The 22,282-nt window shown below is 55.3% G+C and carries 24 protein-coding genes and 1 riboswitch; of the genes, 16 read left to right on the forward strand and 8 right to left on the reverse strand.

Features of this window, described 5'->3' with window-relative positions; translation table 11 throughout:
* Nucleotides 1–64: 64 nt before the first annotated feature.
* Nucleotides 65–176: riboswitch (TPP riboswitch) on the forward strand.
* Nucleotides 177–243: 67 nt separating this feature from the next.
* From thiC to ACWWD9_RS01520, 9 genes are all read left to right on the forward strand, one after another.
* Nucleotides 244–2,127 carry a phosphomethylpyrimidine synthase ThiC gene (gene thiC / locus ACWWD9_RS01480; protein ID WP_013443319.1) on the forward strand — a complete coding sequence of 628 codons (1,884 nt, stop codon included), beginning with the start codon at nt 244–246 and terminating at the stop codon, nt 2,125–2,127.
* Between the two features lie 133 nt (nt 2,128–2,260).
* The gene (locus tag ACWWD9_RS01485) at nt 2,261–3,607 is read left to right on the forward strand and encodes a pseudouridine synthase (protein ID WP_455867504.1); all 1,347 of its coding nucleotides are present in this window, start codon (nt 2,261–2,263) and stop codon (nt 3,605–3,607) included.
* Nucleotides 3,608–3,693: 86 nt separating this feature from the next.
* Nucleotides 3,694–4,089 (forward strand): YidB family protein, encoded by a 396-nt coding sequence (locus tag ACWWD9_RS01490; protein WP_159354893.1) that lies wholly within the window; start codon nt 3,694–3,696, stop codon nt 4,087–4,089.
* 118 nt (nt 4,090–4,207) lie between these two features.
* Complete coding sequence (locus ACWWD9_RS01495; protein ID WP_455867505.1) at nt 4,208–5,026, forward strand: undecaprenyl-diphosphate phosphatase; 819 nt, start codon at nt 4,208–4,210, stop codon at nt 5,024–5,026.
* Between the two features lie 3 nt (nt 5,027–5,029).
* A complete protein-coding gene (locus tag ACWWD9_RS01500; protein WP_013443315.1) occupies nt 5,030–5,665 on the forward strand; it encodes an exopolysaccharide biosynthesis protein in 636 nt (211 codons plus the stop codon).
* A gap of 93 nt (nt 5,666–5,758) precedes the next feature.
* The gene (locus ACWWD9_RS01505; RefSeq protein ID WP_455867506.1) at nt 5,759–8,449 is read left to right on the forward strand and encodes an AsmA family protein; all 2,691 of its coding nucleotides are present in this window, start codon (nt 5,759–5,761) and stop codon (nt 8,447–8,449) included.
* Nucleotides 8,450–8,600: 151 nt separating this feature from the next.
* Nucleotides 8,601–9,707 carry an A/G-specific adenine glycosylase gene (mutY, locus tag ACWWD9_RS01510; RefSeq protein ID WP_455867507.1) on the forward strand — a complete coding sequence of 369 codons (1,107 nt, stop codon included), beginning with the start codon at nt 8,601–8,603 and terminating at the stop codon, nt 9,705–9,707.
* Between the two features lie 125 nt (nt 9,708–9,832).
* Nucleotides 9,833–11,449 carry a SulP family inorganic anion transporter gene (locus ACWWD9_RS01515; RefSeq protein ID WP_455867508.1) on the forward strand — a complete coding sequence of 539 codons (1,617 nt, stop codon included), beginning with the start codon at nt 9,833–9,835 and terminating at the stop codon, nt 11,447–11,449.
* A 123-nt stretch (nt 11,450–11,572) separates the two neighbouring features.
* Nucleotides 11,573–11,938, forward strand: coding sequence for a hypothetical protein (locus ACWWD9_RS01520; protein ID WP_013443311.1), 366 nt, complete (start codon nt 11,573–11,575; stop codon nt 11,936–11,938).
* Nucleotides 11,939–12,090: 152 nt separating this feature from the next.
* Here the strand turns inward: ACWWD9_RS01520 and fae are convergent, their stop codons facing one another.
* The 3 genes from fae to ACWWD9_RS01535 all read right to left on the reverse strand — a co-directional run bounded on the left by fae (nt 12,091) and on the right by ACWWD9_RS01535 (nt 13,358).
* Entirely contained in the window at nt 12,091–12,642 is a 552-nt protein-coding gene (gene fae, locus ACWWD9_RS01525) for a formaldehyde-activating enzyme (RefSeq protein ID WP_013443310.1), read from the reverse strand.
* Between the two features lie 103 nt (nt 12,643–12,745).
* Nucleotides 12,746–13,189, reverse strand: a complete 444-nt coding sequence (locus ACWWD9_RS01530) for a GNAT family N-acetyltransferase (RefSeq protein ID WP_015831080.1) — start codon at nt 13,187–13,189, stop codon at nt 12,746–12,748.
* Entirely contained in the window at nt 13,176–13,358 is a 183-nt protein-coding gene (locus tag ACWWD9_RS01535) for a hypothetical protein (protein ID WP_013443308.1), read from the reverse strand. The genes ACWWD9_RS01530 and ACWWD9_RS01535 overlap by 14 nt, the downstream gene beginning before the upstream one ends.
* An 88-nt stretch (nt 13,359–13,446) precedes the next feature.
* Here ACWWD9_RS01535 and ACWWD9_RS01540 point away from each other — a divergent pair, with 88 nt between their 5' ends.
* Nucleotides 13,447–13,827, forward strand: a complete 381-nt coding sequence (locus ACWWD9_RS01540; protein ID WP_015831078.1) for a DoxX family protein — start codon at nt 13,447–13,449, stop codon at nt 13,825–13,827.
* Nucleotides 13,828–13,905: 78 nt separating this feature from the next.
* On the opposite strand, the gene ispH is transcribed toward ACWWD9_RS01540, so the two are convergent.
* Genes ispH through ACWWD9_RS01555 form a run of 3 tightly spaced genes read right to left on the reverse strand, consistent with a single transcriptional unit; the run spans nt 13,906 to nt 16,328 of the window.
* Nucleotides 13,906–14,832: a 4-hydroxy-3-methylbut-2-enyl diphosphate reductase gene (ispH, locus tag ACWWD9_RS01545; protein WP_455867509.1), complete on the reverse strand. Its 927-nt coding sequence runs from the start codon at nt 14,830–14,832 to the stop codon at nt 13,906–13,908.
* Nucleotides 14,833–14,880: 48 nt separating this feature from the next.
* A complete protein-coding gene (locus tag ACWWD9_RS01550; protein WP_455867510.1) occupies nt 14,881–15,798 on the reverse strand; it encodes a CobD/CbiB family protein in 918 nt (305 codons plus the stop codon).
* Nucleotides 15,795–16,328 (reverse strand): GyrI-like domain-containing protein, encoded by a 534-nt coding sequence (locus ACWWD9_RS01555; protein WP_015831076.1) that lies wholly within the window; start codon nt 16,326–16,328, stop codon nt 15,795–15,797. The genes ACWWD9_RS01550 and ACWWD9_RS01555 overlap by 4 nt, the downstream gene beginning before the upstream one ends.
* A 171-nt stretch (nt 16,329–16,499) precedes the next feature.
* Between ACWWD9_RS01555 and purU the strand changes: the two genes are divergently transcribed.
* Entirely contained in the window at nt 16,500–17,354 is an 855-nt protein-coding gene (purU, locus tag ACWWD9_RS01560) for a formyltetrahydrofolate deformylase (RefSeq protein ID WP_455868126.1), read from the forward strand.
* 93 nt (nt 17,355–17,447) lie between these two features.
* Here the strand turns inward: purU and lysA are convergent, their stop codons facing one another.
* On the reverse strand, nt 17,448–18,695 hold the full coding sequence (lysA, locus tag ACWWD9_RS01565) for a diaminopimelate decarboxylase (protein ID WP_455867511.1): 1,248 nt from the start codon (nt 18,693–18,695) through the stop codon (nt 17,448–17,450).
* Nucleotides 18,696–18,756: 61 nt separating this feature from the next.
* On the reverse strand, nt 18,757–18,915 hold the full coding sequence (gene lptM, locus ACWWD9_RS01570; RefSeq protein WP_013443301.1) for an LPS translocon maturation chaperone LptM: 159 nt from the start codon (nt 18,913–18,915) through the stop codon (nt 18,757–18,759).
* Between the two features lie 169 nt (nt 18,916–19,084).
* On the opposite strand from lptM, the gene ACWWD9_RS01575 reads away from it, so the two are divergent.
* The 5 genes from ACWWD9_RS01575 to ACWWD9_RS01595 are packed head-to-tail and all read left to right on the forward strand — an operon-like array spanning nt 19,085 to nt 22,275.
* Nucleotides 19,085–19,525, forward strand: coding sequence for a type IV pilin protein (locus tag ACWWD9_RS01575; protein WP_455867512.1), 441 nt, complete (start codon nt 19,085–19,087; stop codon nt 19,523–19,525).
* On the forward strand, nt 19,525–20,094 hold the full coding sequence (locus ACWWD9_RS01580) for a GspH/FimT family pseudopilin (protein WP_455867513.1): 570 nt from the start codon (nt 19,525–19,527) through the stop codon (nt 20,092–20,094). Before ACWWD9_RS01575 ends, ACWWD9_RS01580 begins: the two co-directional genes overlap by 1 nt.
* A complete protein-coding gene (locus ACWWD9_RS01585) occupies nt 20,088–20,549 on the forward strand; it encodes a type IV pilus modification PilV family protein (RefSeq protein ID WP_455867514.1) in 462 nt (153 codons plus the stop codon). The genes ACWWD9_RS01580 and ACWWD9_RS01585 overlap by 7 nt, the downstream gene beginning before the upstream one ends.
* Before the next feature lie 2 nt (nt 20,550–20,551).
* Nucleotides 20,552–21,664 carry a PilW family protein gene (locus ACWWD9_RS01590; protein ID WP_455867515.1) on the forward strand — a complete coding sequence of 371 codons (1,113 nt, stop codon included), beginning with the start codon at nt 20,552–20,554 and terminating at the stop codon, nt 21,662–21,664.
* Entirely contained in the window at nt 21,664–22,275 is a 612-nt protein-coding gene (locus ACWWD9_RS01595; RefSeq protein ID WP_455867516.1) for a pilus assembly PilX family protein, read from the forward strand. Before ACWWD9_RS01590 ends, ACWWD9_RS01595 begins: the two co-directional genes overlap by 1 nt.
* Nucleotides 22,276–22,282 lie beyond the last annotated feature (7 nt).

Here is a 22,282-nt window from a genome sequence, read left to right on the forward strand (position 1 = left end):
TGCTTGCCCCCTTCGAGCAGAAGTCCTTCAAACTTGCTTTTATTGCTGGTTTCGCGTAAGTTTCGCCTATTGCTGGGGGTCTCTTAATCCTTTATCTAATCAGGGTTATAGAGTGAGAGTTACCCTTTGAACCTGACGCGGATAATCCCGCCGTAGGGAAGCCACTGATAAGCCTCACACCGTACCTCCTGTACATCTCCCCGTGAAGCCTGTTCGTGCTCCCTGCATCTTTTGGAGCATCACATGAACGCCACTGATAAAAACCTGAACAAATTCCTGAACGAGACCGCCGAAGTAGACGCGGGTGCGACGCAGCCATTTGCCAAATCGCGCAAAATTTATGTGGAAGGCTCGCGTCCCGATATTCGCGTACCTTTCCGCGAAATCTCGTTGTCCGACACGCCATCGGCGTTTGGCGCAGAAAAGAATCCACCGGTTGTGGTGTATGACACCTCCGGCCCTTACACCGATCCTGATGTGAAGATCGACATCCGCAATGGCTTGCCCGCCCTGCGCGCTGGCTGGATTGCCGAGCGTAACGATACCGAGCAACTGGATGGCCCGACCTCTGACTTCGGCAAGCAACGCAAGGAAGACCCCAAGCTGGCCGAAATGCGCTTCAACCTGACGCGCAAGCCATTGCGTGCCAAGCCCGGCATGAACGTAAGCCAGATGCACTACGCCCGCCGCGGCATCATCACCCCGGAAATGGAATACATCGCCATCCGCGAAAACCAGCGCCGCGAAAACATGAGCGAACTGCTGCAAACCCAGCACGCCGGTCAGCATTTTGGCGCCAGCATTCCCAAGGTGATTACGCCGGAATTCGTACGCGATGAAGTGGCCCGTGGCCGCGCGATTATCCCGGCCAACATCAACCACCCTGAAATCGAGCCCATGATCATAGGCCGCAATTTCCTGGTGAAGATCAACGCTAACATCGGCAACTCGGCGCTGGGTTCTTCCATCTCGGAAGAAGTCGAAAAAATGGTTTGGGGTACCCGTTGGGGTGGCGATACCGTGATGGATCTGTCCACCGGTAAAAACATTCACGAAACCCGCGAGTGGATCATCCGTAACAGCCCGGTGCCGATTGGTACTGTGCCGATTTACCAGGCGCTGGAAAAAGTCGACGGCAAAGCCGAAGACCTGACCTGGGAAATCTTCCGTGACACGCTGATTGAGCAAGCCGAACAAGGCGTCGACTATTTCACCATCCACGCGGGTGTGCGTCTGGCTTACATCCCGATGACAGCCAAGCGCATGACCGGTATCGTGTCGCGCGGCGGCTCCATCATGGCGAAATGGTGTCTGGCTCACCACAAGGAAAGTTTCCTGTACGAGCATTTCGAAGATATCTGCCAGATCATGAAGCAGTACGATGTGTCCTTCAGTCTGGGCGATGGCCTGCGTCCTGGCTCCATCTACGATGCCAACGACGAAGCCCAGTTTGCCGAACTGAAGACCTTAGGTGAGTTGACCCAGATCGCCTGGAAGCACGATGTGCAGTGCATGATCGAAGGCCCAGGCCACGTGCCCATGCACCTCATCAAGGAAAACATGGACCTGCAACTGGAACACTGCGGTGAAGCTCCGTTCTACACACTGGGACCATTGACCACCGATATCGCCCCAGGCTACGACCACATTACCTCCGGCATCGGCGCTGCCATGATCGGCTGGTACGGCTGTGCCATGCTGTGTTACGTGACGCCCAAGGAGCACTTGGGTCTGCCAGACAAGGAAGACGTGCGTGTGGGCATCATCACCTACAAGATTGCTGCCCACGCCGCTGACTTGGCCAAGGGTCACCCCGGCGCGCAGATTCGCGACAATGCCTTGTCCAAGGCACGTTTCGAATTCCGCTGGGAAGACCAGTTCAATCTTGGTCTGGATCCGGAAAAAGCCAAGGAATTCCACGATGAAACCCTGCCGCAGGAAGGCGCCAAGCAGGCGCACTTCTGTTCCATGTGTGGCCCACACTTCTGCTCGATGAAGATCACGCAGGATGTGCGCGATTACGCCGACAAGCTGGGCGTGGATGAAAAAGAAGCCCTGAGCAAGGGCATGCAGGAAAAAGCGATTGAGTTCGTGAAGAAGGGCTCCGAGGTATATCAGAAGGTTTAACCCTTTTTCGATACCTTAAGCCCTTGAATTGGAAAGCAGGCGTTCGCGCCTGCTTTTTTATTTCTTGCGATTCCCCTGCGCATGCACCCCACGATCAAGGTAAAATCTAGCCTTGTCTTACGAGACCCTAGCTGTGACCACTCTAAAACTCCCCCCCAAAGCAACACCCGCTGATTCCAATGCACCTTCCGGCCGTAAACCGGTGCGGCGCGCAGACCCGGCCAAGCGTCCGCGTGATGCGGCGTCAAAACCGGTGGCCCATGTTCCGGCCAAGGAAGCAGAGGCACGCGTTCCTGCCAACAAGCCGGCGCGAGCCGTCAGTGCCCGCCCAGCTGCTGACCGTGCGGCGCCCAAGCGTCAGCGCAATCATCGGCACGATGGCACCTTGCATGAACATCAGGTCGCCGACAGCCCGGCTGAAAATGATCGCCCACGCCGCGTAGCCGCGGATCGTGACGCCAGTGAGCGCCAGCCAGCAAGGCGTTCTGCATCAGATCGTCCGGCTCGTAGCGGCGAATCGCGCCCCAGTGCGGATAATGCACGCCCCGAGAATCGTCAGCGCGACGAGCGTCCGGCTGAGCGTAGCGAGCGCCCACGCCGCCCTGTAGCTGATCGCGCTGATAGGCTTGCCAGTGATCGTGATACTCCGCGTCGGGGTGGCAAGGCACGCGATGGTTTTGTGGCGGGCGATTTCAATCGCGATCGCACGCAGAACCCGATGTTCACGCCCAAGCCTGTGGCGTCGCAGCCTGATTTGCCGCGGCTTTCCAAGCGTATGGCGGAGCTTGGCCTGTGCTCGCGACGCGAAGCAGACGAGTGGATTGTGAATGGCTGGGTGCGCGTAAATGGCCAGGTCGTGGACGAATTGGGCTCCCGTGTGGAACCCGACGCCAACATCGAAGTCAGTAAAGAGGCAGAGAAACATCAGTCCGAGATAGTCACCATCCTGCTGCACAAGCCGGTGGGCTATGTTTCGGGTCAGGCAGAAGACGGGTATGAACCCGCTGTCGTCTTGGTGCATCCCGATAATCACTGGGCAGAAGACCCGGTACAAAAAGAGTTCAGACGTGGATTCCTGAAAGGTCTGGCCCCGGCCGGTCGCCTGGATATTGATTCCACCGGTTTGCTGGTGCTGACGCAGGATGGCCGCGTGGCACGCCAGCTGATTGGCGAGGATTCACAAACCGAAAAAGAATACCTGGTGCGTGTAGAGGGTACCTTGTCGGATGAAGGCTTGCGCAAGCTTAACCATGGCTTGAGCCTGGATGGTGTTCAACTCAAGCCAGCCAAAGTGTCCTGGCAGAATGAAGACCAGTTGCGTTTTGTGCTGCGCGAAGGTCGCAAGCGTCAGATTCGCCGCATGTGCGAGCTGGTAGGCCTGCATGTGGTGGGCTTGAAGCGCGTGCGTATCGGTAGTGTGGCCCTGGGTAAATTGCCTCCGGGGCAATGGCGTTACCTGCGTCCCGGCGAACGGTTTTAATGCTGACCAGGCTTTATCTTTCAGTGGAAAAAGCGCATACGAAGTCAACGACGTTGACGCCAGACTGAACAGTAAGGAGCTGAATCATGGGTTTATTTAGCAGCATTGCGGGCTCCGTGGCCGCAAAAATGGGTGGCGAACAAGGCCGCATGTTCCAGGTTGCCCTGGAAATTATCGAGCGCAATGGTGGTGCGCCTGGCGTGCTGCAGAAATTCCGCGATGCCGGCATGGCCGAAGAAGTCGATTCATGGCTGGCGAATGGTGAAAATCTGCCGCTGGCGCCTGATCAGATAGAAGCGGCTCTTGGCACACAGGTATTGACCGATATCGCGCAAAAATTTCATATGTCGCTGGATGAAGTCGCGCAAACATTGGCAAATTATCTGCCCAAAGTGGTGGACAAGCTCAGCCCCGACGGCAAGGTGCCACAAACCCAATCCGACCTGATGGCGCAGGCCCTGTCGGCCTGGCGACGCATGTAATCCTGCAGCTCAATATGCAGGCCCATAAGTTGCTTGGGTCTTAAGCGCAATATGGGAGTCATTTTGCAGGCTTATGCTGTGCCTTTCATTACAACACTGAACAAGAGAAATAATATCCATGGATTTGCTGTTACTCCTCAAAGCCGCCATTCTCGGCATCCTCGAAGGCGCCACCGAGTTTCTCCCCATCAGCAGTACCGGCCACTTGATCGTGGCGGGCGACCTGCTCAATTTCAACGACGACAAAGGCAAGGTGTTTGAGATCGTGATCCAGCTTGGGGCGATTCTCGCCGTATGCTGGGAATACCGTACGCGCCTGACCGGGATCGCTCAGGGGCTGACCAGCAACCCGAAATCACAACGCTTTGTCCTGAACGTATTTATCGGTTTTCTGCCAGCAGCGGTGCTGGGTCTGGTCTTTCACAGCTTTATCAAGACCCATCTGTTTTCGCCCATCAATGTCGCAGTGGCGCTGATCGTCGGCGGCTTCCTTATCTTGTGGATTGAACGCCATTTTGATGGCAAGGATGTCGTGCACAAGGCAGCCACGCTGGATGACATTACGCCCCTGCAGGCACTCAAGGTTGGATTTGCCCAATCGCTGGCCATGATTCCCGGCACCTCGCGTTCGGGTGCCACCATCCTGGGCGGCATGCTGTTTGGCTTGTCGCGCAAGGCGGCCACCGAGTTTTCGTTCTTTCTGGCGATTCCGGTCATGCTGGCGGCCAGTGGTTACGATGTGTTCAAAAACCGCGCTTTATTCAGCGCCGATGACATTCCCATGTTCGCCGTGGGCTTCATCATGGCGTTCATTGCCGCGCTGATCGCGGTAAAAACCCTGATTCGCTATGTGGCTAACCATGATTTCCGCGTATTTGCCTATTACCGCATCGTGTTTGGCACGCTGGTGCTGATCTACTTCCTCAAGTTCGCTTAAGGCATGCATAGCTACGAACGTGTCGTTGAGATATTGAGTGGCTTTGCCGAGACGGCGCAGCAGCGTCCGCTGAGCCTGGGCGAGGCGCTGGATAGTCTGGATCATGCCGCGTTTGGCTTGATTGCGCTGATATTGGTGTTGCCGCTGTTGCAGCCCATCCCGCTGGGGCCGCTCACAGTGCTGGGGGGCTTCACGTTTGCTGCTCTGGGCTGGCAACTATGGCGCGGGGCAGAGTCGCCGGTGCTGCCGCAAAAAATCCGTGGCGTGACCATGAGCGAAAAAAGCTGGCGCATGCTGGCCAAAATCAGCCTCAAGGTGGTCGGATTCTGCCGCCGCTTTAGTCGCCCGCAGCGATATCCACGCCTGGTGGAGGGGGAGCGGGGCCGCAAGATAGGCGGTTTCATCCTCATCGCCTCAGGTCTGTTGATGGCGATTCCCTTTGGTGTATTGCCGCTCAATAATGTGCTGCCCGGCCTGGCCATCTTGTTTTACTGCATAGGCCAGCTTGAGCAGGATGGCCTGATGGTAATGATCGCCTTTTTCTGGTTGATCTTCACCACCGTCTATTTTGGATTTTTCTTCTTTGGCATTTACTATCTGGGGGCGGAGGCCATGTCCAGATTCGGTTGGGGTGGCTGATACCCCGCTGCTGCACCTTATTGTTAGCGGTGTGAAATCACGAATAAGTAGCCGCCATGCCAGGCAGGCTGCAAATACGAGGAGGCGTTGTGCATGAATAAACTACTCAAATTCGGCCTGATAGGCCTGGCCGCTGTGGTGGTCGTTTTGCTGGTGGTGGTGGGTATTGTGGCCGCGACTTTCAATCCCAACGACTACAAGCAAACCGTTATCAACCTGGTCAAAGAGAAAAAACAACGCACCCTGCATCTGGATGGCGATATCAAGCTTGCCTTCTGGCCTAGCATAGGGGCGGATCTCGGCCGCATTTCAATTTCCGAACACAACAGTGACAAGGAGTTTGCTGCTGTTGATGGCCTCAAGGTCTCGTTGGCTCTGCTGCCATTGCTCAAAAAGCAGCTGGTGGTGGATACGGTGTATGTGGACGGCGTGCGTGCCAATATCGTGCGCTACAAGGATGGCACTACCAACTTTGACGATCTGATGAGCAAGGATGAAGAAGAGTCCGAGCAGATCAAGTTTGATATTGATGGCATCAACGTTACCAATGCCGCCTTGAACGTGCGCGACGAGATGACGGACAAGCAGCTGGCGCTGCGCAAATTCAATCTGAAGACCGGCCATGTGGCGCTGGGCACCCCCTTTGATTTGGCAAGCGATTTTGAGCTGGAGGCGAACAATCCTGCCGTTAAGGCCCGCGTGAGCATTAAGGGCAATGTGCTGGCCGACCCCGAGCAACAGCATTTTGCCGTCAAGGGCCTGGATGCAGGCATCAAGGGAGATATTGCCACCCTGAAGGATGCCGATCTGACGCTCAGTGGCGATGTGGATGCGCGACTGGAGCACATGGAACTGCTGGTGGATAGCCTCAAGCTTGCTCTGGCAGCCACGCAGGATGGCGCCAAGCTCAAAGTAGCGCTGGATGCTCCGCAAATCCGCGTGCAGCAGGACACGGTCAGCGGCAAGCAGGCCAGCATCAATCTCAGCCAGGAAAAAGGCAGCGACACCCTCACCGCCAAGCTGGTGCTGGCCGATCTTAAAGGCTCGCCCAAGGCGGTGCAAAGTAGCGGTATCAGCGGTGAAGTGAATGTGAAGCAGGGCGAGCATCAGCTGCAAAGCACCTTCAACTCGCCCTTCACTGGCAATCTTGAAACCCAGGTGTTTGATCTGCCCAAGCTGGTGGGCAAGATCAACGTGAATGACCCCGCCTTGCCCAAGCGCGAAATGCAGGGCGATTTTGCCTTCAAGCTGCATGCGGACGCCAAACAGCAGCTGGTGAATAGTGACTTCACGCTGAATCTGGATGCCACCCGGCTCAAGGGCGATGTGGCCGTGAGCAAGTTTGACCAGCCGGACATCCGTTTTAATCTGATTGGCGATGCGCTGGATCTGAATGCCCTGCTGGGTAGCCCCGCTAGCAAAGCCAGCACCAAGCCCGTAGCAGTGGATAAATCCAGCCCCGCCAAACCTGCAGATCTTTCAGCATTGGCGAATTTGCGCTTGCAGGGCAATGTGCAGATGGGCCGCATTGTCTATGACAAATACCAGCTGAGTAATCTCAAACTTGGTGTCAAAGCCGACGGGCAGACCCTGGATATCAAGCCGCTGAGCGTGAAGCTGGATGACAGCCAGATTGCCGGTAGCCTTGGTATCAGCCGCTTTGCCAACCCCATCTACCGCTTTGATATCGACATCGACAAGCTTGATGCCGACAAATACATCACCAAATCAGATGCTCCCCCCGCCAAGCCTGGTGATGCCGCTAAAAAGCCGCAGACCGATGCGCCTATTGATCTGAGTGCGCTCAAGCAATTCAATGCCAATGGCGAGCTGCGCATAGGCTGGCTGAAAGTGGCGAACATCAAGTCCACCAACGTGCGCCTCAAGCTCAAGGCAGAGGATGGCGTGGCTGAGTTGGCGCCCTTGTCGGCCAATCTGTATGAAGGCAGTGTGAATGGCAGCCTGAAAGTGGATGCTCGCACTACCCCCAGTATCACCGTCAGGCAGGACATGAAAGGCATCGCCATTGGCCCCTTGCTTACCGATGCTATCAATAACGATATGTTGAGCGGCAAGGGCACGCTCAATCTCGATATCACGACGCAGGGAGGGACCGTCAGCGCCCTAAAAAAAGCCCTGAACGGCAAGGCCGCGCTTAACCTTGCCGATGGTGCCGTCAAAGGGATTGATGTTGCGGGCACATTGCGCGGTGTGAAAGACAAGCTGAATGTGCTGAAGGGCCAGAGCAGTGTGACGGGCGACAAGAGCAAGAAGACCGATTTCAGTGAAATGTCCGCCAGCTTCACGATCAAAAATGGCGTGGCGCATAACGAAGACCTCAGCATGAAAGCGCCCCTGTTCCGCATTACCGGCAGTGGCGATATCGATATTGCCAATGAAACCCTGGATTACGTGGCCAAGCCGACGGTGGTGAATACCCTCAAGGGCCAGGGCGGTGCCGATTTGTCCGAGATGAATGGCCTGACCATTCCCATCAAGCTCAGTGGCACGTTTGCCCAGCCCGCGTATGCCATCGACTTCGCTGGCCTGGGCGCTGCCATTGCCAAGAACAAGTTGCTGGAGGGCGTGGGTGGTACCAAAGGTGAAGCCGTCAAGAACCTGATGGGCGGCAATAAGGAGGAAGCCCTGAAATCCTTGCTGGGTGGCAAGAAAGACGCCACCACGGCGCCTGCAGATGGCCAGCCTTCCAATACCGATGCCACGCCAAAAGAAACACCGGAAGAAAAGGCCAAGAAAAAACTCAACAAATTGCTGGGGTTTTGATTCTTGGATCATTTGTTAATGCAACTGCCGACCGACTTGCCTGTATCGCCTGACAAGGCGGTTGCGGATGGTGACTCCAGGCGCATTTGCCCAAGAGCCGTGCTCTCTGCAAACGGGGCGAACATGAGGGTGCCGCATGCAGGGGATAGGCATGCCTGAGTCAGTACATACTCTCTCGCCAGAGCCTGTACCTGCAGACTCTGAGCCCACATTCGCCAGCAAGTTGATCAGCTGGCAGAAGCGCTATGGCCGCCATGATCTGCCGTGGCAGAAAACGCGCGACCCTTATGCGGTCTGGGTGTCGGAAATCATGTTGCAGCAAACCCAGGTGGCGGCGGTGATAGGGTATTACCAGCGCTTCATGCAGCGCTTTCCTACCATTTCCAGCCTGGCGATGGCGACACAGGATGATGTCATGCAGCACTGGAGCGGGCTGGGTTATTACTCCCGCGCGCGCAATCTGCACAAGGCAGCCCAGCAGGTCATGGAAGTGCATGGTGGCGTGTTCCCGCAAACGCTGGAAGCCATACAGGCTTTGCCTGGCATAGGCCGCTCAACCGCCTCGGCTATCGCCTCATTTGCATTCGAGGCGCCGCATCCGATACTGGATGGCAATGTAAAGCGCGTATTTGCCAGGCATTTTGCCATTGAGGGCTGGCCTGGATTGCCACGCGTGGAACAGCAGATGTGGGCACTCGCAGAGCGCCTGCAACCAGCACAAGAGCACGGCCCCTACGCCCAGGCACTAATGGACATGGGCGCCACCTTGTGCACGCGCAGCCGCCCACGCTGCGATGCCTGCCCCTTGCAGACGACGTGTCTGGCATACCGTGAAGGGCGCACGCGTGAACTGCCTGCTTCCAAACCGCGCAAGGCGATCCCGGAAAAATCCACCACCATGCTGATATTGCTGCACGACAATCAGGTCATGCTGGAAAAGCGCCCCGGTTCAGGCATCTGGGGCGGCTTATGGAGCCTGCCCGAAGTCGATAGTGCATTGGATGCGCAGCAGGCCGCTGTTGAGCGTTATGGCTTTCAGACGCAGAAGTTACCACCCTTCGGCACGCTCACCCATGTGTTCAGCCATTTCAAGCTGCATATATTGCCGCAGCCCTTGGCGGTTGAAGCGGCACTGACGGCAAATCAAACCCCCGATATTCAATGGCTGACGCTGGAAGCCGCGGTGCAGGCGGGCATACCCGCGCCTGTGCGTGTACTGCTGGAGCAGTTGCGCTGGCAGCAAACCGCCTTGCTCTAATCCGCCTTACATGCACGAAGGCGTACTTGGGCCAGTGCCTATTTCTTCATTGCTTAATTCTCCCCGGATAGCGTAATACCCATTTGAAGTTAGCGGGTATTGTGTGCAAGAATGGGGGTGCCACCATGATTGCCATACTTGAAGCCAAACGCGCAGGATTGCTTACCCGGGAGCATTGGGTGGCAAATATTGTGTCTGGCGTCATCGTGGGGGTGGTGGCGTTGCCACTGGCCATGGCCTTTGCAATTGCTTCCGGCGCCAAACCCGAGCAAGGCTTGTACACCGCGATCATTGCCGGAGCCTTGACCTCACTTTTTGGCGGCAGCCGCCTGCAGATAGCCGGGCCCACCGGTGCCTTTATTGTCATTCTCTCGGGGATTACCGCACAGTACGGTATCTCAGGTTTGCAGATTGCCACGCTGATGGCGGGATTCATGCTCATTGGCATGGGCCTGGCGCGTATGGGCGGTGTTATCCGCTATATCCCGGATCCCGTCATCATCGGCTTTACCAGCGGCATTGCTGTCATTATCTTCGTCGGGCAGTGGAAAGACTTTCTCGGCTTGCCTGTGCAACCGGGTGCGGAGCACTTTCACCAGAAGCTCTGGCATCTGTTGCAGTCCATTCCGCAGACCCATGTTCCCACTTTACTCCTGGCTGCATTCACACTGATTGTCCTGCTGTATTCGCCGCGCGTGCTAAAGCGTATTCCGGCGCCCCTGGTCGCCATGCTGGCGGCAACTCTGCTGCATGCCGCTCTGGGGCTGGATGGCGTAGCCACCATAGGCAGTGCCTTCGGCGGGATACCGCAACAATTGCCGCAATTTGCCTGGCCGGAGACCAGCCTGTCTGAAGTGCTACATCTGATCGGACCCGCGTTTACCATTGCTTTGCTGGGGGCGATTGAATCTCTGCTATCCGCCGTGGTGGCCGATGGCATGGCGGGAACCCGCCATAATTCGAATCAGGAGCTGGTGGGCCAAGGTATTGCCAATATCTTCTCCCCACTGTTTGGCGGCTTTGCTTCCACCGGGGCGATTGCCCGTACGGCGACCAATATCCGCAATGGGGCCACCAGTCCGCTCTCTGGGTTGGTGCATGCGCTTACCTTGCTGTTGATTGTATTGATACTGGCGCCGCTGGCGGCGCATATTCCCTTGTGCGCGTTGTCGGCCATTCTGTTTGTAGTGGCGTGGAACATGAGTGAAATAGGGCGCTTCCGCCATATGCTGACGACGGCTCCTCGCGCAGATGTGGCAGTGCTGCTGATTACCTTCTTGCTGACGGTCTTTGGCGATCTGGTGATCGCGGTCAATATTGGCGTATTGCTGGCCGCTCTGCTGTTCATGAAGCGCATGTCCGATGCCGTGGTACTTACTCAGCAGACCGATGAGCAAGTGCAGCAGCATGCCGCTCACCATGGCTACACCTTGCCGCCGCAAACCGTGGTGTTCGATATGGACGGGCCTTTTTTCTTTGCTGCTGCCGAGCGGCTGGAAACCACGCTTGAGCATGTGCATGCCCATGCACGCGTGCTGGTGTTGCGACTGGAACATGTGCCGTTTGTGGATGCGACGGGTATGCAGGCCTTGTGGGATTTGCGCGATACCTGCAATAAACACGATACGCGCCTGGTCTTATGTGGAATGCGTGCCAATGTGCGTTACAAACTGCAACGCGCTGGCTTGTTAGGCCAGCTGGGCGCAGCCAATGTCATTGATGATCTGACGCAACTGACATAAGTCCCGGCAACGCTTTTCAGAGCGGTATCTGACGGGTCTTCCGATAAATATCTCAACTTTTCAAGCCTGGCATGGTCGTACTTATGCTTGATTGATAATGTTGATATAAAAAAGGAGAAGACGATGCAAGCTATGAAAACCCTGACTGCTGCCGCTATTCTGATGTTGGCTGGCAATGCCATGGCCGCCGAGGTGAGTGTTCCCCAACCACGTGCGGGCCAATGGAGCAGTATGGTCGCAATACTTGACCATCTGGATAATCACTACCTCATCAAAACAGGCGTTTACGATGATGTGAGTGCATGCTCCGAAGCTGTCCAATACATGGCAGGTAACGTGAATAAAGGCGGTGGGTTTATCTGGACCAACCGTGACCAGAGCGTGATTGAATTTGACGCGACCACAGACAAAGCCCCTAACAAGGCAAAAGTGCTGGAGTTGCGTTGCGTGCTGGAGCCATTCTCCCCCGAGTTGGTGAAGAAGTATTAAGCACTGACAGGCAAGGCCTGAATCGGCATCATTGGATTCAGGCTGCACGCCAATAAAAAACCCCGGAAAGGTAAAAACTTCCGGGGTTTTTTGATGCTAGGAGTCTCAGCGCATAATGCCTGCACTTCCTTCTTAAAACTCAGCGGGGCTGATTACTTCTGATCCCAGCTGTCTTCCCACATGCAATGCTTGATCTTGTGACGATTGGCGATCAGTTCATCAATGGTCGGCTCATCGTTCAGTGCACGCTTGATGGCGAGCTTGGTGGCATCGTAGTTGTTCTTGTACATGTCTGCCTTGTCCAGCGTGCCTTCCTTGGCCAGGGCTGCACAGCCCGGATCAATCCACACCAGGCTGATGATGCACAGGTCATTGACTTGATCCTTGGGGATAATGCCTTCGATCACACAGTCCAGAATCGCATCAGCGGTAGCAGCTTGTACCAGGCCACCGAACAGTTCGATGTTGGTGGAATCCTTCAGCGTGACTTTAGGCACCATCATGGTGGCAGGGCGTACCAGCTGGTTGATGTCGCGTACGGCGAACATGGCAGTGTGACCCTTGCTCTGCGCCATCATGTTGGCAAATGCGGTACCTACTGGGCCGTCTACAGCGCCGATGACGATTTCTGGCATCGCTGCAGTAACGTCTTTACCTTCGCTGAATACGGTAGCTTCACCGGCTTTCATGATAATTTTTGACATGCGGAATTCCTTTTGTGGGATAAGAAAAAGAGGGGTTTGAAGAAAATCTTGACCCTGCATTTTACCCAAGCGGGCAGGGTGGGGCAAACAGTCGTTGCGGGGCTTACAGCGTAAGGATCATGTCGCAATGCGGGATGCCCGCATCCATGTAGACCGCGCTGCACACCACAAAACCGGCCTTCTGGTAAAACGCGATGGCATGGGTTTGCGCGGAAAGTTTTACTTCGCGCAGGCCCAGATGGCTGCAATGCGTGACGGCTTTATCGAGCAGTGCCCGGCCAACCCCATGGCCGCGCCACCCCGGCATCACGGCCATGCGGCCAATATGTCCATCCGGCAGTATGCGCGCGCAACCGATCACCTCATGTCCAAAGGTGCAGGCCAGCAGATGGTGGGCCTCTTCATCCAGCCCGTCCCACTCCAGCGATTCTGGCACCTGTTGTTCCTGCATGAACACCGTGCGGCGCACATACATCAGGGATGCCCCTGCCTGCTGCCAGCACACTGGCTTGATAATGTAACCAGGGCAGGTATTACTCGGAGGCATGCTCAATCTGCTCGCGCTGTGCCTGCTCCGATTGCTGCAGGGTATTTTCCACCTGCTTGGCTTTATCCAGCGCCGCACGCGCTTCTTCCGCGACTTTGGGCGTGCTGTGATCCGGCTCGGGGCTGCATGCAACAAGCAGTAATGCGCCAAGGATAATGAGGATTTTCATGCTTGCTCCTTCGTGTTGCGGGCTTGCGGCCAGTCAGGCTTGCAGGCATCATGCCGTTTTGCCATGTTACCAACTCAGGAAAGTGTGTATGAACAAATTTTTCAGTCTGATCGGTCGTCTGCTGCTGGCGCAAATTTATCTGGTTTCCATCATTATCCAATTGATGCTGATTTTCAAGAATCCGGATGGTTATTCGGCATATCAGGACTTTCTGGCACAACACGGACTGGGCACCATATTCGCTCCCATCATGATACTGGTTCAGCTGGTGGCAGGTAGCCTGTTATTCCTGGGCTTCAAAACCCGTGGCGCGGCGATTACCCTGGCTATTTATTCCGTATTTGTCGCGGTCATACTCAAGTTCAATGAACCTATCGTCTTTATGCAGTACATGGCGATTGCGGGTGGCATGATCATTCTGGCGGTTAATCCCAAAACGGCGTTCAGCCTGGATAACCTCAAGAAGTAACAGGCGATTGAGTACTTCTGCATGAATAAAAAAGCCCCGCATCGCGGGGCTTTTTTGTAGGCTTTTTTGGGGTTTATTTCAGGCGGATTTGAGGTTTTTCGGCAGTTGGAATACCACATTCTCAACCACACCCTGCAACTCGGTGACCTCGGCCGCGCCCATTTCCTGCAGGCGCTGGATGACTTCTTTCACCAGAATCTCGGGTGCGGAGGCGCCAGCAGAAACGCCGATGCGCTTTTTGCCTGCAAGCCACTCGGCGTTCAGGTAGCTGGCGTTATCGACCATGTAAGACTCGATGCCCTGGTTCTGCGCCACTTCACGCAAGCGGTTTGAGTTGGAGCTATTGGGGGAACCTACCACGATCACCAGGTCACAATCCTTGGCCATGGCCTTTACGGCATCTTGCCGGTTTTGCGTGGCATAGCAGATGGAGTCGCTTTTGGGCGCGCTGATGAGGGGGAATTTGTCCTTGAGGGCGGTGACGATAGATGCAGCGTCATCAATAGAGAGCGTCGTCTGCGTGACATAGGCGAGTTTGGCGGGGTCTTTGACCTGTAGGCTATCCACGTCTTCCGGTTTTTCCACCAGATACATGCCGCCGTCGGACTGGCCCATGGTGCCTTCTACTTCAGGGTGACCCTTGTGGCCTATCATGACGATCTCTTTGCCATCCTGACGCATTTTGGCAACTTCATTATGGACTTTGGTAACCAGCGGGCAGGTGGCATCAAACACGCGCAGACCGCGCGCCTCGGCATCAGTGCGGACTTCGCGCGACACACCGTGTGCGCTGAAAATCACGGTATTGCCTGGCGGGACTTCTTCCAGTTCTTCGATAAACACGGCGCCCTTGCGCTTGAGTTCATCCACGACAAATTTGTTGTGTACGACTTCGTGGCGCACGTAGATAGGGGCGCCAAATTTCTCCAGCGCCTGCTCGACAATGATGATGGCGCGATCGACGCCGGCACAGAAGCCGCGTGGGTTGGCAAGTACGATATCCATAGAGTGTCTTCGATTCAGCTTAACAATGATGGGCAGCCCATGGCTGCCCTAGTTGCCCAGCCAGTGGGCAAAGGTTAACAGCAACAGCAGGCCGACCAGCAAGACCAGCACGCGCCACACGAGGCCCACCGCGCTTTTCAGATAATCGGCATCGGCCTCATCACCCAGGCCGAGCTCCGGACGGAACTGCAATACGCCGCGATATGGCAGCGGCTCACCCAATCTTACGCCCAGGGCACCTGCGCCACTCGCCAGAATGATCCCCAGGGATTGCTCTGGCCAGCCAGCAGCCTGTGTGCGCCAGCAATAAACGGCATCTTCAAAGTCGCCCACAATGGCAAAACACGCGCCCGAAATACGGATAGGCAGCCAGTCCAGCCACTCGAATGCGCGATGGGCGAAACGATGGAAGTGGTTATCCAGATGGGGTTCCCAGCTTTGCATGAAAAGGTGCGAAAGCCGATAAAGCATAGCGCCGCCGGGGCCCAGCAGCACAAACCAGAAAATAGGTCCAAACAGCCCTTGGTGGGCGCGGCGCAGCGTGGTTTCAATGCTGACACGGGCGACTTCAGCAGCATTGTAATGGCTGGTTTCCAGCGGGGGCTCCCACTGGCTGAGCAGTGTGCGGGCTTCATCTATGTTTTTGTCAGCAAGGGCGGTGGCAATGCGCTCGGCGCGCTGGCTGAACCGGCTGAAGCGCAGGATGAGGTAGAGCACGGCAATGCCGAACAGCATGCCAATGATGACGTTAAGCTCCATCAGGCCGTAATAAAGAAAGCCGATGACGATGGAAGGCAGCAGGGCACCCAGGGTCCAGGCTACAACGCCGTGCCGGTTTTTCCCGCCATTGAAGTTGCGTTCCAGCAATTGTGCATAAGGCGTGCAAATATGAAAAAGCCAGTCCAGGCTTTTATGCGGGCGGTAGTAACTGAGAGCGAGCGCGCTGACCAGAACAATGAAATTCATGGAGATGCATCCTGCGGTTCATGCGATAACGGCATTTCTACCCGTAATACGCTGTTTTCGAAAATTTCCAGCGTAGGTAATTGTAATGAAGAGTGGTGCTGATTCGTATAGTCCAATAGGGCACCGTAGGTTTTGCCATAGGCGAGCAGCGGGTGCGCCTTGATGCTGACAGCCACCACTTCACGTTTGGGAATGGTCGCGCTTTTAAGCGGAGATTGCAGCTTTGCATCTGCTGGAATCATATAGCCGGTGCGTGCCAGCAAGTCGGCGGGCTTGGTTTTGCGGGGGTCGGTCATCACCAGCGTAACTTCAGCGCCGTGGCTGATACCTTGTCTGTCCAGCTCCTGCTTGACCTCTGCCAGCGTTTCGCCGAGTTTGGAATAAACACCCTGCGCTTCCAGATACGCATAGTGATAATCGCCGGCCTGTTCAATCTGCAGCTTGGGGGTGCTGAAAAGCCCCCACCACCACAGCATGGCAGTAATGGGCAGAATGAAGGCGATAAAAATAATGGGTAGCTGTTTTTTCACGGGTATAGGTGCTTGAGGCGGGTGGCGGCATGGGAAGCAATAATCAAGGTAAAAGATACCACAACCCTGCCCGCCTTGCACTGATTCAGCTTGCGCCTATTCGTTTGTGCTGGCCTTAGTTGCTATAATCCTGTTTTTTCGAAAAAAGACGGCATCGCCGACCTGACCATGATGAAGAATACCGCCACATTGCTGGTGACCTGCCCGGACCAGAAAGGGATCGTTGCAGGTATTGCGGATTTTTTATACCGCCACAATGCCAATATCCTGCATGCTGACCAGCATCAGGACGCTGAAAACGGCCTGTTTTTGATGCGGGTTGAGTGGGATCTCAGCGATTCTGCCATCAATGCCGATAATTTTTCTGAGCATTTCACGCCAATCGCCGAGCGTTTCAGCATGACCTGGCAGCTCAAGCTTGGTCAGAGGCGCAATCGCATGGCGATCATGGTGTCGCAATACGATCATTGCTTGGTCGATTTGCTGCATCGTCACCAAAGTGGTGAACTGGCTTGCGAGATTCCGCTGATTGTCAGCAACCACCGCCATACCGAGCGGCTGGCTGAGTACCATGGCATCCCTTTCCATTATGTGGAAGTGAACCGTGACAACAAGGCCGAAGCCGAAGCAAAGCAGTTCGCGTTGTTTGACCGATACGGCGTGGACCTCATCGTGCTGGCGCGTTACATGCAGATATTGTCGCCTGCTTTTGTGCAGCGGTATCCGCAGCGCATCATCAATATTCACCATTCCTTCCTGCCGGCGTTTATTGGCGCGCGTCCGTATCATCGCGCATTTGAGCGCGGCGTCAAACTGATCGGGGCGACCAGCCATTATGTAACCGAAGTGTTGGATGAAGGCCCGATCATCGAGCAAGATATTGCGCGTATTTCCCATCGCGACCAGGTGGAAGATTTGATCCAGAAGGGGCGTGATCTGGAACGCGTGGTGCTATCGCGCGCCGTGCGTTGGCACATTGAAAACCGTATCCTGCTTTACGCCAACAAGACGGTGATTTTTGATTAGGCGGCTGCATTTAAGCGGCTACCAGTCGTAAAGCCAAACAAAAAAGCGAACGTGTAACCGTTCGCTTTTTTTGTTGTTTGCAGATGGATGACATCAGTCTTTTACGACATTTTCCAGCGCAAACAGCTCGGCAATAGTTTCCCGCTTGCGGATGAGTTGATAGCTTGCACCATCCACCATAATTTCCGCGGCCCGGGGGCGAGTATTGTAATTGGAGCTCATGCTCATGCCATAAGCACCCGCCGACAGGATCGCCAGCAGATCGCCTTGCTTCAAGCCGAGTTCACGATCATGGCCAAGAAAGTCGCCGCTTTCACAAACCGGGCCCACAATCTCGTATATCTCTTTGGGCGTGGCATCGGGGCTGACTTCGGCAATCTGGTGGTAAGCATCGTAAAGCGCAGGCCGCATCAGGTCATTCATGGCGGCATCCACAATCGCAAAGTTCTTGGCTTCGGTGTGCTTGAGGTATTCCACACGCGTCAGCAAGGCGCCAGCATTCCCTACCAGTGCACGGCCAGGCTCAAACACCAGCTTGACCTTGCGATCACCCAGCTTCTTTAACATCGCCGCGGCATAGGCGGCAAAATCCGGGGGTGTTTCTTCGTTGTAGCAAATGCCGATACCACCACCTGCATCGATGTGGCGGATAGCAATGCCAGCTGCTTCCAGCTGGTCAACCAATGCCAGTACGCGGTCAAACGCATCCAGAAACGGCGACAGCTCAGTCAGCTGAGAGCCGATATGGCAATCCACGCCGTGCACGTCAATGTTGGGCATAGCCGCGGCCTGCTGATAAAGCGCCAGTGACTGCTCGTAGGCAACGCCGAACTTGTTGTTCTTGAGGCCAGTGGAAATATAAGGGTGGGTTTTGGCATCCACGTTAGGGTTGACCCGCAGCGATACCGGGGCAATTCTGCCCATGCTGCCTGCCACCTCATTCAAACGTTCCAACTCGGCTGCGGACTCGACATTGAAGCAGAAAATCCCCGCGGTCAGAGCAGCCCGCATTTCATCGGCGGTTTTACCCACGCCGGAAAACACCACTTTGGAGGCATCACCGCCCGCTGCCAGTACGCGCGCCAGCTCACCACCGGAGACAATATCAAACCCGGCGCCCAGCTTGGCGAATACGCTCAGCACGCCCAGGCTGGGATTGGCTTTGACCGCAAAGCACACGAGGTGGTCTACGCCCGCAAAGCCTTGCTGAAAGTCGCGATAGGCCGTTTCCAGCGCCTGGCGCGAGTAGACGTAGCAAGGGGTGGAGAATTCCTCTGCCAACTGGTTCAGCGGCACTTGTTCGGCGTGCAGTTGGCCGTTCTTGAGTTGAAATGCGTTCACGTGAGTTGATCTATGCCGTGTGGGTGTAAGGGATTACAAAGAATTTCAGCTGCCAACTGCCTCAGGGCACCTGGTCGCTGCTTTGCTTGGCGGGTTTGGGTACCGCTTTTCGCTCCGCCGGATCGAGCGGATATTGCTTTTCAGGGATGTAAAGCGGCCCCTTGGTGCCGCAGGCAGCGAGGCTGATGGTAAATAAAAGGCCGAGGAGAACTGCGCGCATGGGGTGTGCCTGTACAAGTGAAAAGCCTGTGTATTTTAACACAAAGCCTCTATATCGCATGGCGGAGGCCTTGCGCGCCGCTTATCGCCCAAAATTGACCATACGTCGGGCGAGACTGGCGTTTGCGCGCTAAGATAAGCATGATTCAGTTACCTAGAAAGGGTACGCCATGCGCCAAGTATTCCGAGATTGCCAGCAAGCTGGTTTTACATTGATTGAATTGATGATCACGGTTGCCATCATCGGCATCCTGGCTGCCGTTGCTTATCCCAGCTATACCGATTATGTGAAGCGCGCCCAGATTCCTCAGGCAACCGGTGAGCTTTCGCAAATGCGTAACCGCATGGAGCGCTATTATCAGGATAACCGTACCTATGCGAACGGCGGTGCGTGTGGCGCGACGGCATCGACGATAAATCAGTTCACTGTGGCATGCGCAACCAGCAATGGCGGGCAAGCCTATACCATTACAGCTACGGGTAGCGGTGCTATGGCGGGGTTCATCTTCACCATAGACCAGAACAACGCCAAAACTTCACAGACCAAGTTCGGAAGCACAATCCAGACATCATCTACCTGTTGGCTGACCAAGGCAGGGAGCAGTTGCTAATGAGGTCTGTTCGCCATGCTACCGGTTTTACGCTGATTGAAATGCTGATCGTGATCAGCATTGTCGGCATTCTGGCAGCGGTAGCGATTCCCAGCTTTCGTATTTTCATGGCCAATGTACAAATCAAGTCAGCGTCTGAAGCCATTTTGAATGGCTTGCAACTGGCGCGCGCCGAGGCCGTGCGTCGCAATGCCCAGGTGCGTTTTACCCTGATAGGCCAGACCGGATGGCGCGTAGGTTGCCTGACGGTGGTGGGTGATAACGATGGTGATGGCTTGCAGGATTGCCCCGCCATTATCCAGAGTCGCGATGCTTCAGAAAGTGCGAGTTCGGTAAAGACTACAGTGATCCCCGGCGGTGCTGCGACCATTACATTTAATGGGATGGGGCGGATACCTGATCCGGATGTCGGTGGTGTGTCATTGGCAAGCTCCATCAGCGATATCACGATTGATAACGACAACATTACTTCTCAGCAAAGTCGGGAGTTGCGTATCCAGATCCGCGGCTCCACGGTGCGTAGCTGTGATCCGAATGTCACATTAACCGGAGATGGCAGAAGATGTTGATACCCGCTGCCCCTTATCAAAAACGAGCTTCTCAGCAAGGGTCGATTCTGCTGGAGGGCCTGATTGCCATTCTGATTTTTTCGATAGGGATACTCGCAATCGTAGGCCTGCATGCCTCGGCCATCAAAACCGTCGCCGACGCCCAGTATCGCCTTGAAGCCAGCCTTTATGCGGAGCGTATTGTGTCTTTGATGTGGGCAGATGTGCCCAATATTTCGACCTATACCTATCCGGGTGGCTCAGCAGCTGCCCTCACGCCCTGGCTGGCAAATATTGGTACCTTGCCCGGTGTCAACGTGCAGGGCAACCTCAATGCTCCTACTATCACTGTCGCTGGCAGCGCCGCTAATGGCTGGACGGTGACTGTCAATATTTTCTGGCAGGCCCCCGGTGCGACGGCCAATGAAGGGCGGCACAATTTCCGCTCAGTCTCCTACATCAGCGCACGGCAATAACCATGACAATCAAGCATTTTTCCCGTGGGTTCAGTCTGGTCGAGTTGATGGTTGGCATTGTCATCGCGTTGCTGGGCAGCCTTGTGATCACCCAGGTGTTTTCTATTACCGAGCAAAGCAAGCAGACCACCACTAGTGGCAGCGATGCGCAGCAGAATGGCGCGCTGGCCATGTTGCTGATGGACAAGGACCTGCGGCAGGCAGGCTATGGCATGAATGTGACGGCGTGTTCAGGGGTTTGTCCGTCATCTGGTTTCATGGGCGGCACCATCACCATTAACGATTCTGGTGCTCGTTCAGTTGCCGCCATGCCTTTTGTGTTTGCCCCTATCCTGATTGTGCAAGGCGCTGCAAACGCGCCTGATACCATCATCATCAGCTATGGCAATGCTTCGAATACCAGCGTGCCAGAATATTTGCGCACGCCGATGGCCGCTGGTTCTTATGACATTAATGTAAATAATATATATGGCTTCAGTATGGCAGACGTCATGGTGGTGGCGGATGCCACTACTGGTACTGGAGAGGTGATTCAGTTCAGCGGCTCTGACACAGTAGACAATCGCATCAAACATGAGAGCGGCTCCTACCAGTTGGGGCCCGTCACACAAAGCTTTCGCTATAACGATGGCAGTGTTGCCGCTTACCCGATCAACAGTCTTTTGTTCAATCTCGGCCAGGCTCCTGTCAACAATATTTACAGCATCGTCCGCGACAGTTCTGGTCGCAGCAATCTGGTGCAAACCAATAACATGCTGGGCACGCAGAGCATTCTCGCCACGGATATCGTCGACTTGCAGGCCGAGTATGGCAAAGATATGGATAACGACGGCGTCATTGAAACCTGGGATACGGTGACCCCTAGTGGTGCGAACGTCACCGCATTGAATGATGCCTGGATGCAGGTCAAGGCGATACGCTATGGTCTTGTGGCCCGTAGCATCAAGCGTGAAGCTGCCTGTAATGTCACCACTAGCTTGCCCGTCTGGCGGCCAGATGGGGTGACGACAAAATCCTTCAGCAATATCTCGACCAATAGCGACTGGCAATGTTATCGCTATCGCGTGTTTGAAACGACCAACGTCTTGCGTAACCTGGTATGGAATCCCGAATAATGCATACAACGCCTAACGCACAGCGCGGTGTGGTGATGTTCCTCGCCCTGATTTTTCTGGTGGCAATGACGCTTGCCGGTATCGCCTTGGTGCGGTCAGTGGATACCGGCAACATCATCGCCGGGAATGTGGCTTTCAAGAAATCGGCCCTGATGTCCTCAGACCGTGGCATCCAGATTGCCTATCAATGGCTTTCCGCCAATCAGAGCTCACTGAATTCGGATAGTCCAGGGAATGGCTATTTCTCATCATTGCCTGCGAATGGCGGCTCTCCGGGCTCTACTGTCGATGCATGGAATGACCGCAACTGGGTCGCTGAGTCTGCATGGAGCAGAGCCATTACCTTGGCGGCTGATGGGGCAGGCAACACCACGCAATATGTTATTCAGCGCATGTGTAAGGTGGCTGGCACTGCTTATAACGCGGAAGGACAGTCCTGTGTGAAACGCACGGTTGCCAGCGGTAACTCGCAAGGCAATGTGGGAATAGAGGGTGGGGGCAGCAATACTCTGAATGGACAGTTTATGGTGTATTACCGAGTTACTACCCGGGTAAAAGGTCCCCGTAATGCGGTGAGCATTACCCAGAGCACAATTACAGTGAAGCCTTAGGAGTCAG

Source organism: Methylovorus sp. SPW-M1 (assembly GCF_053848825.1).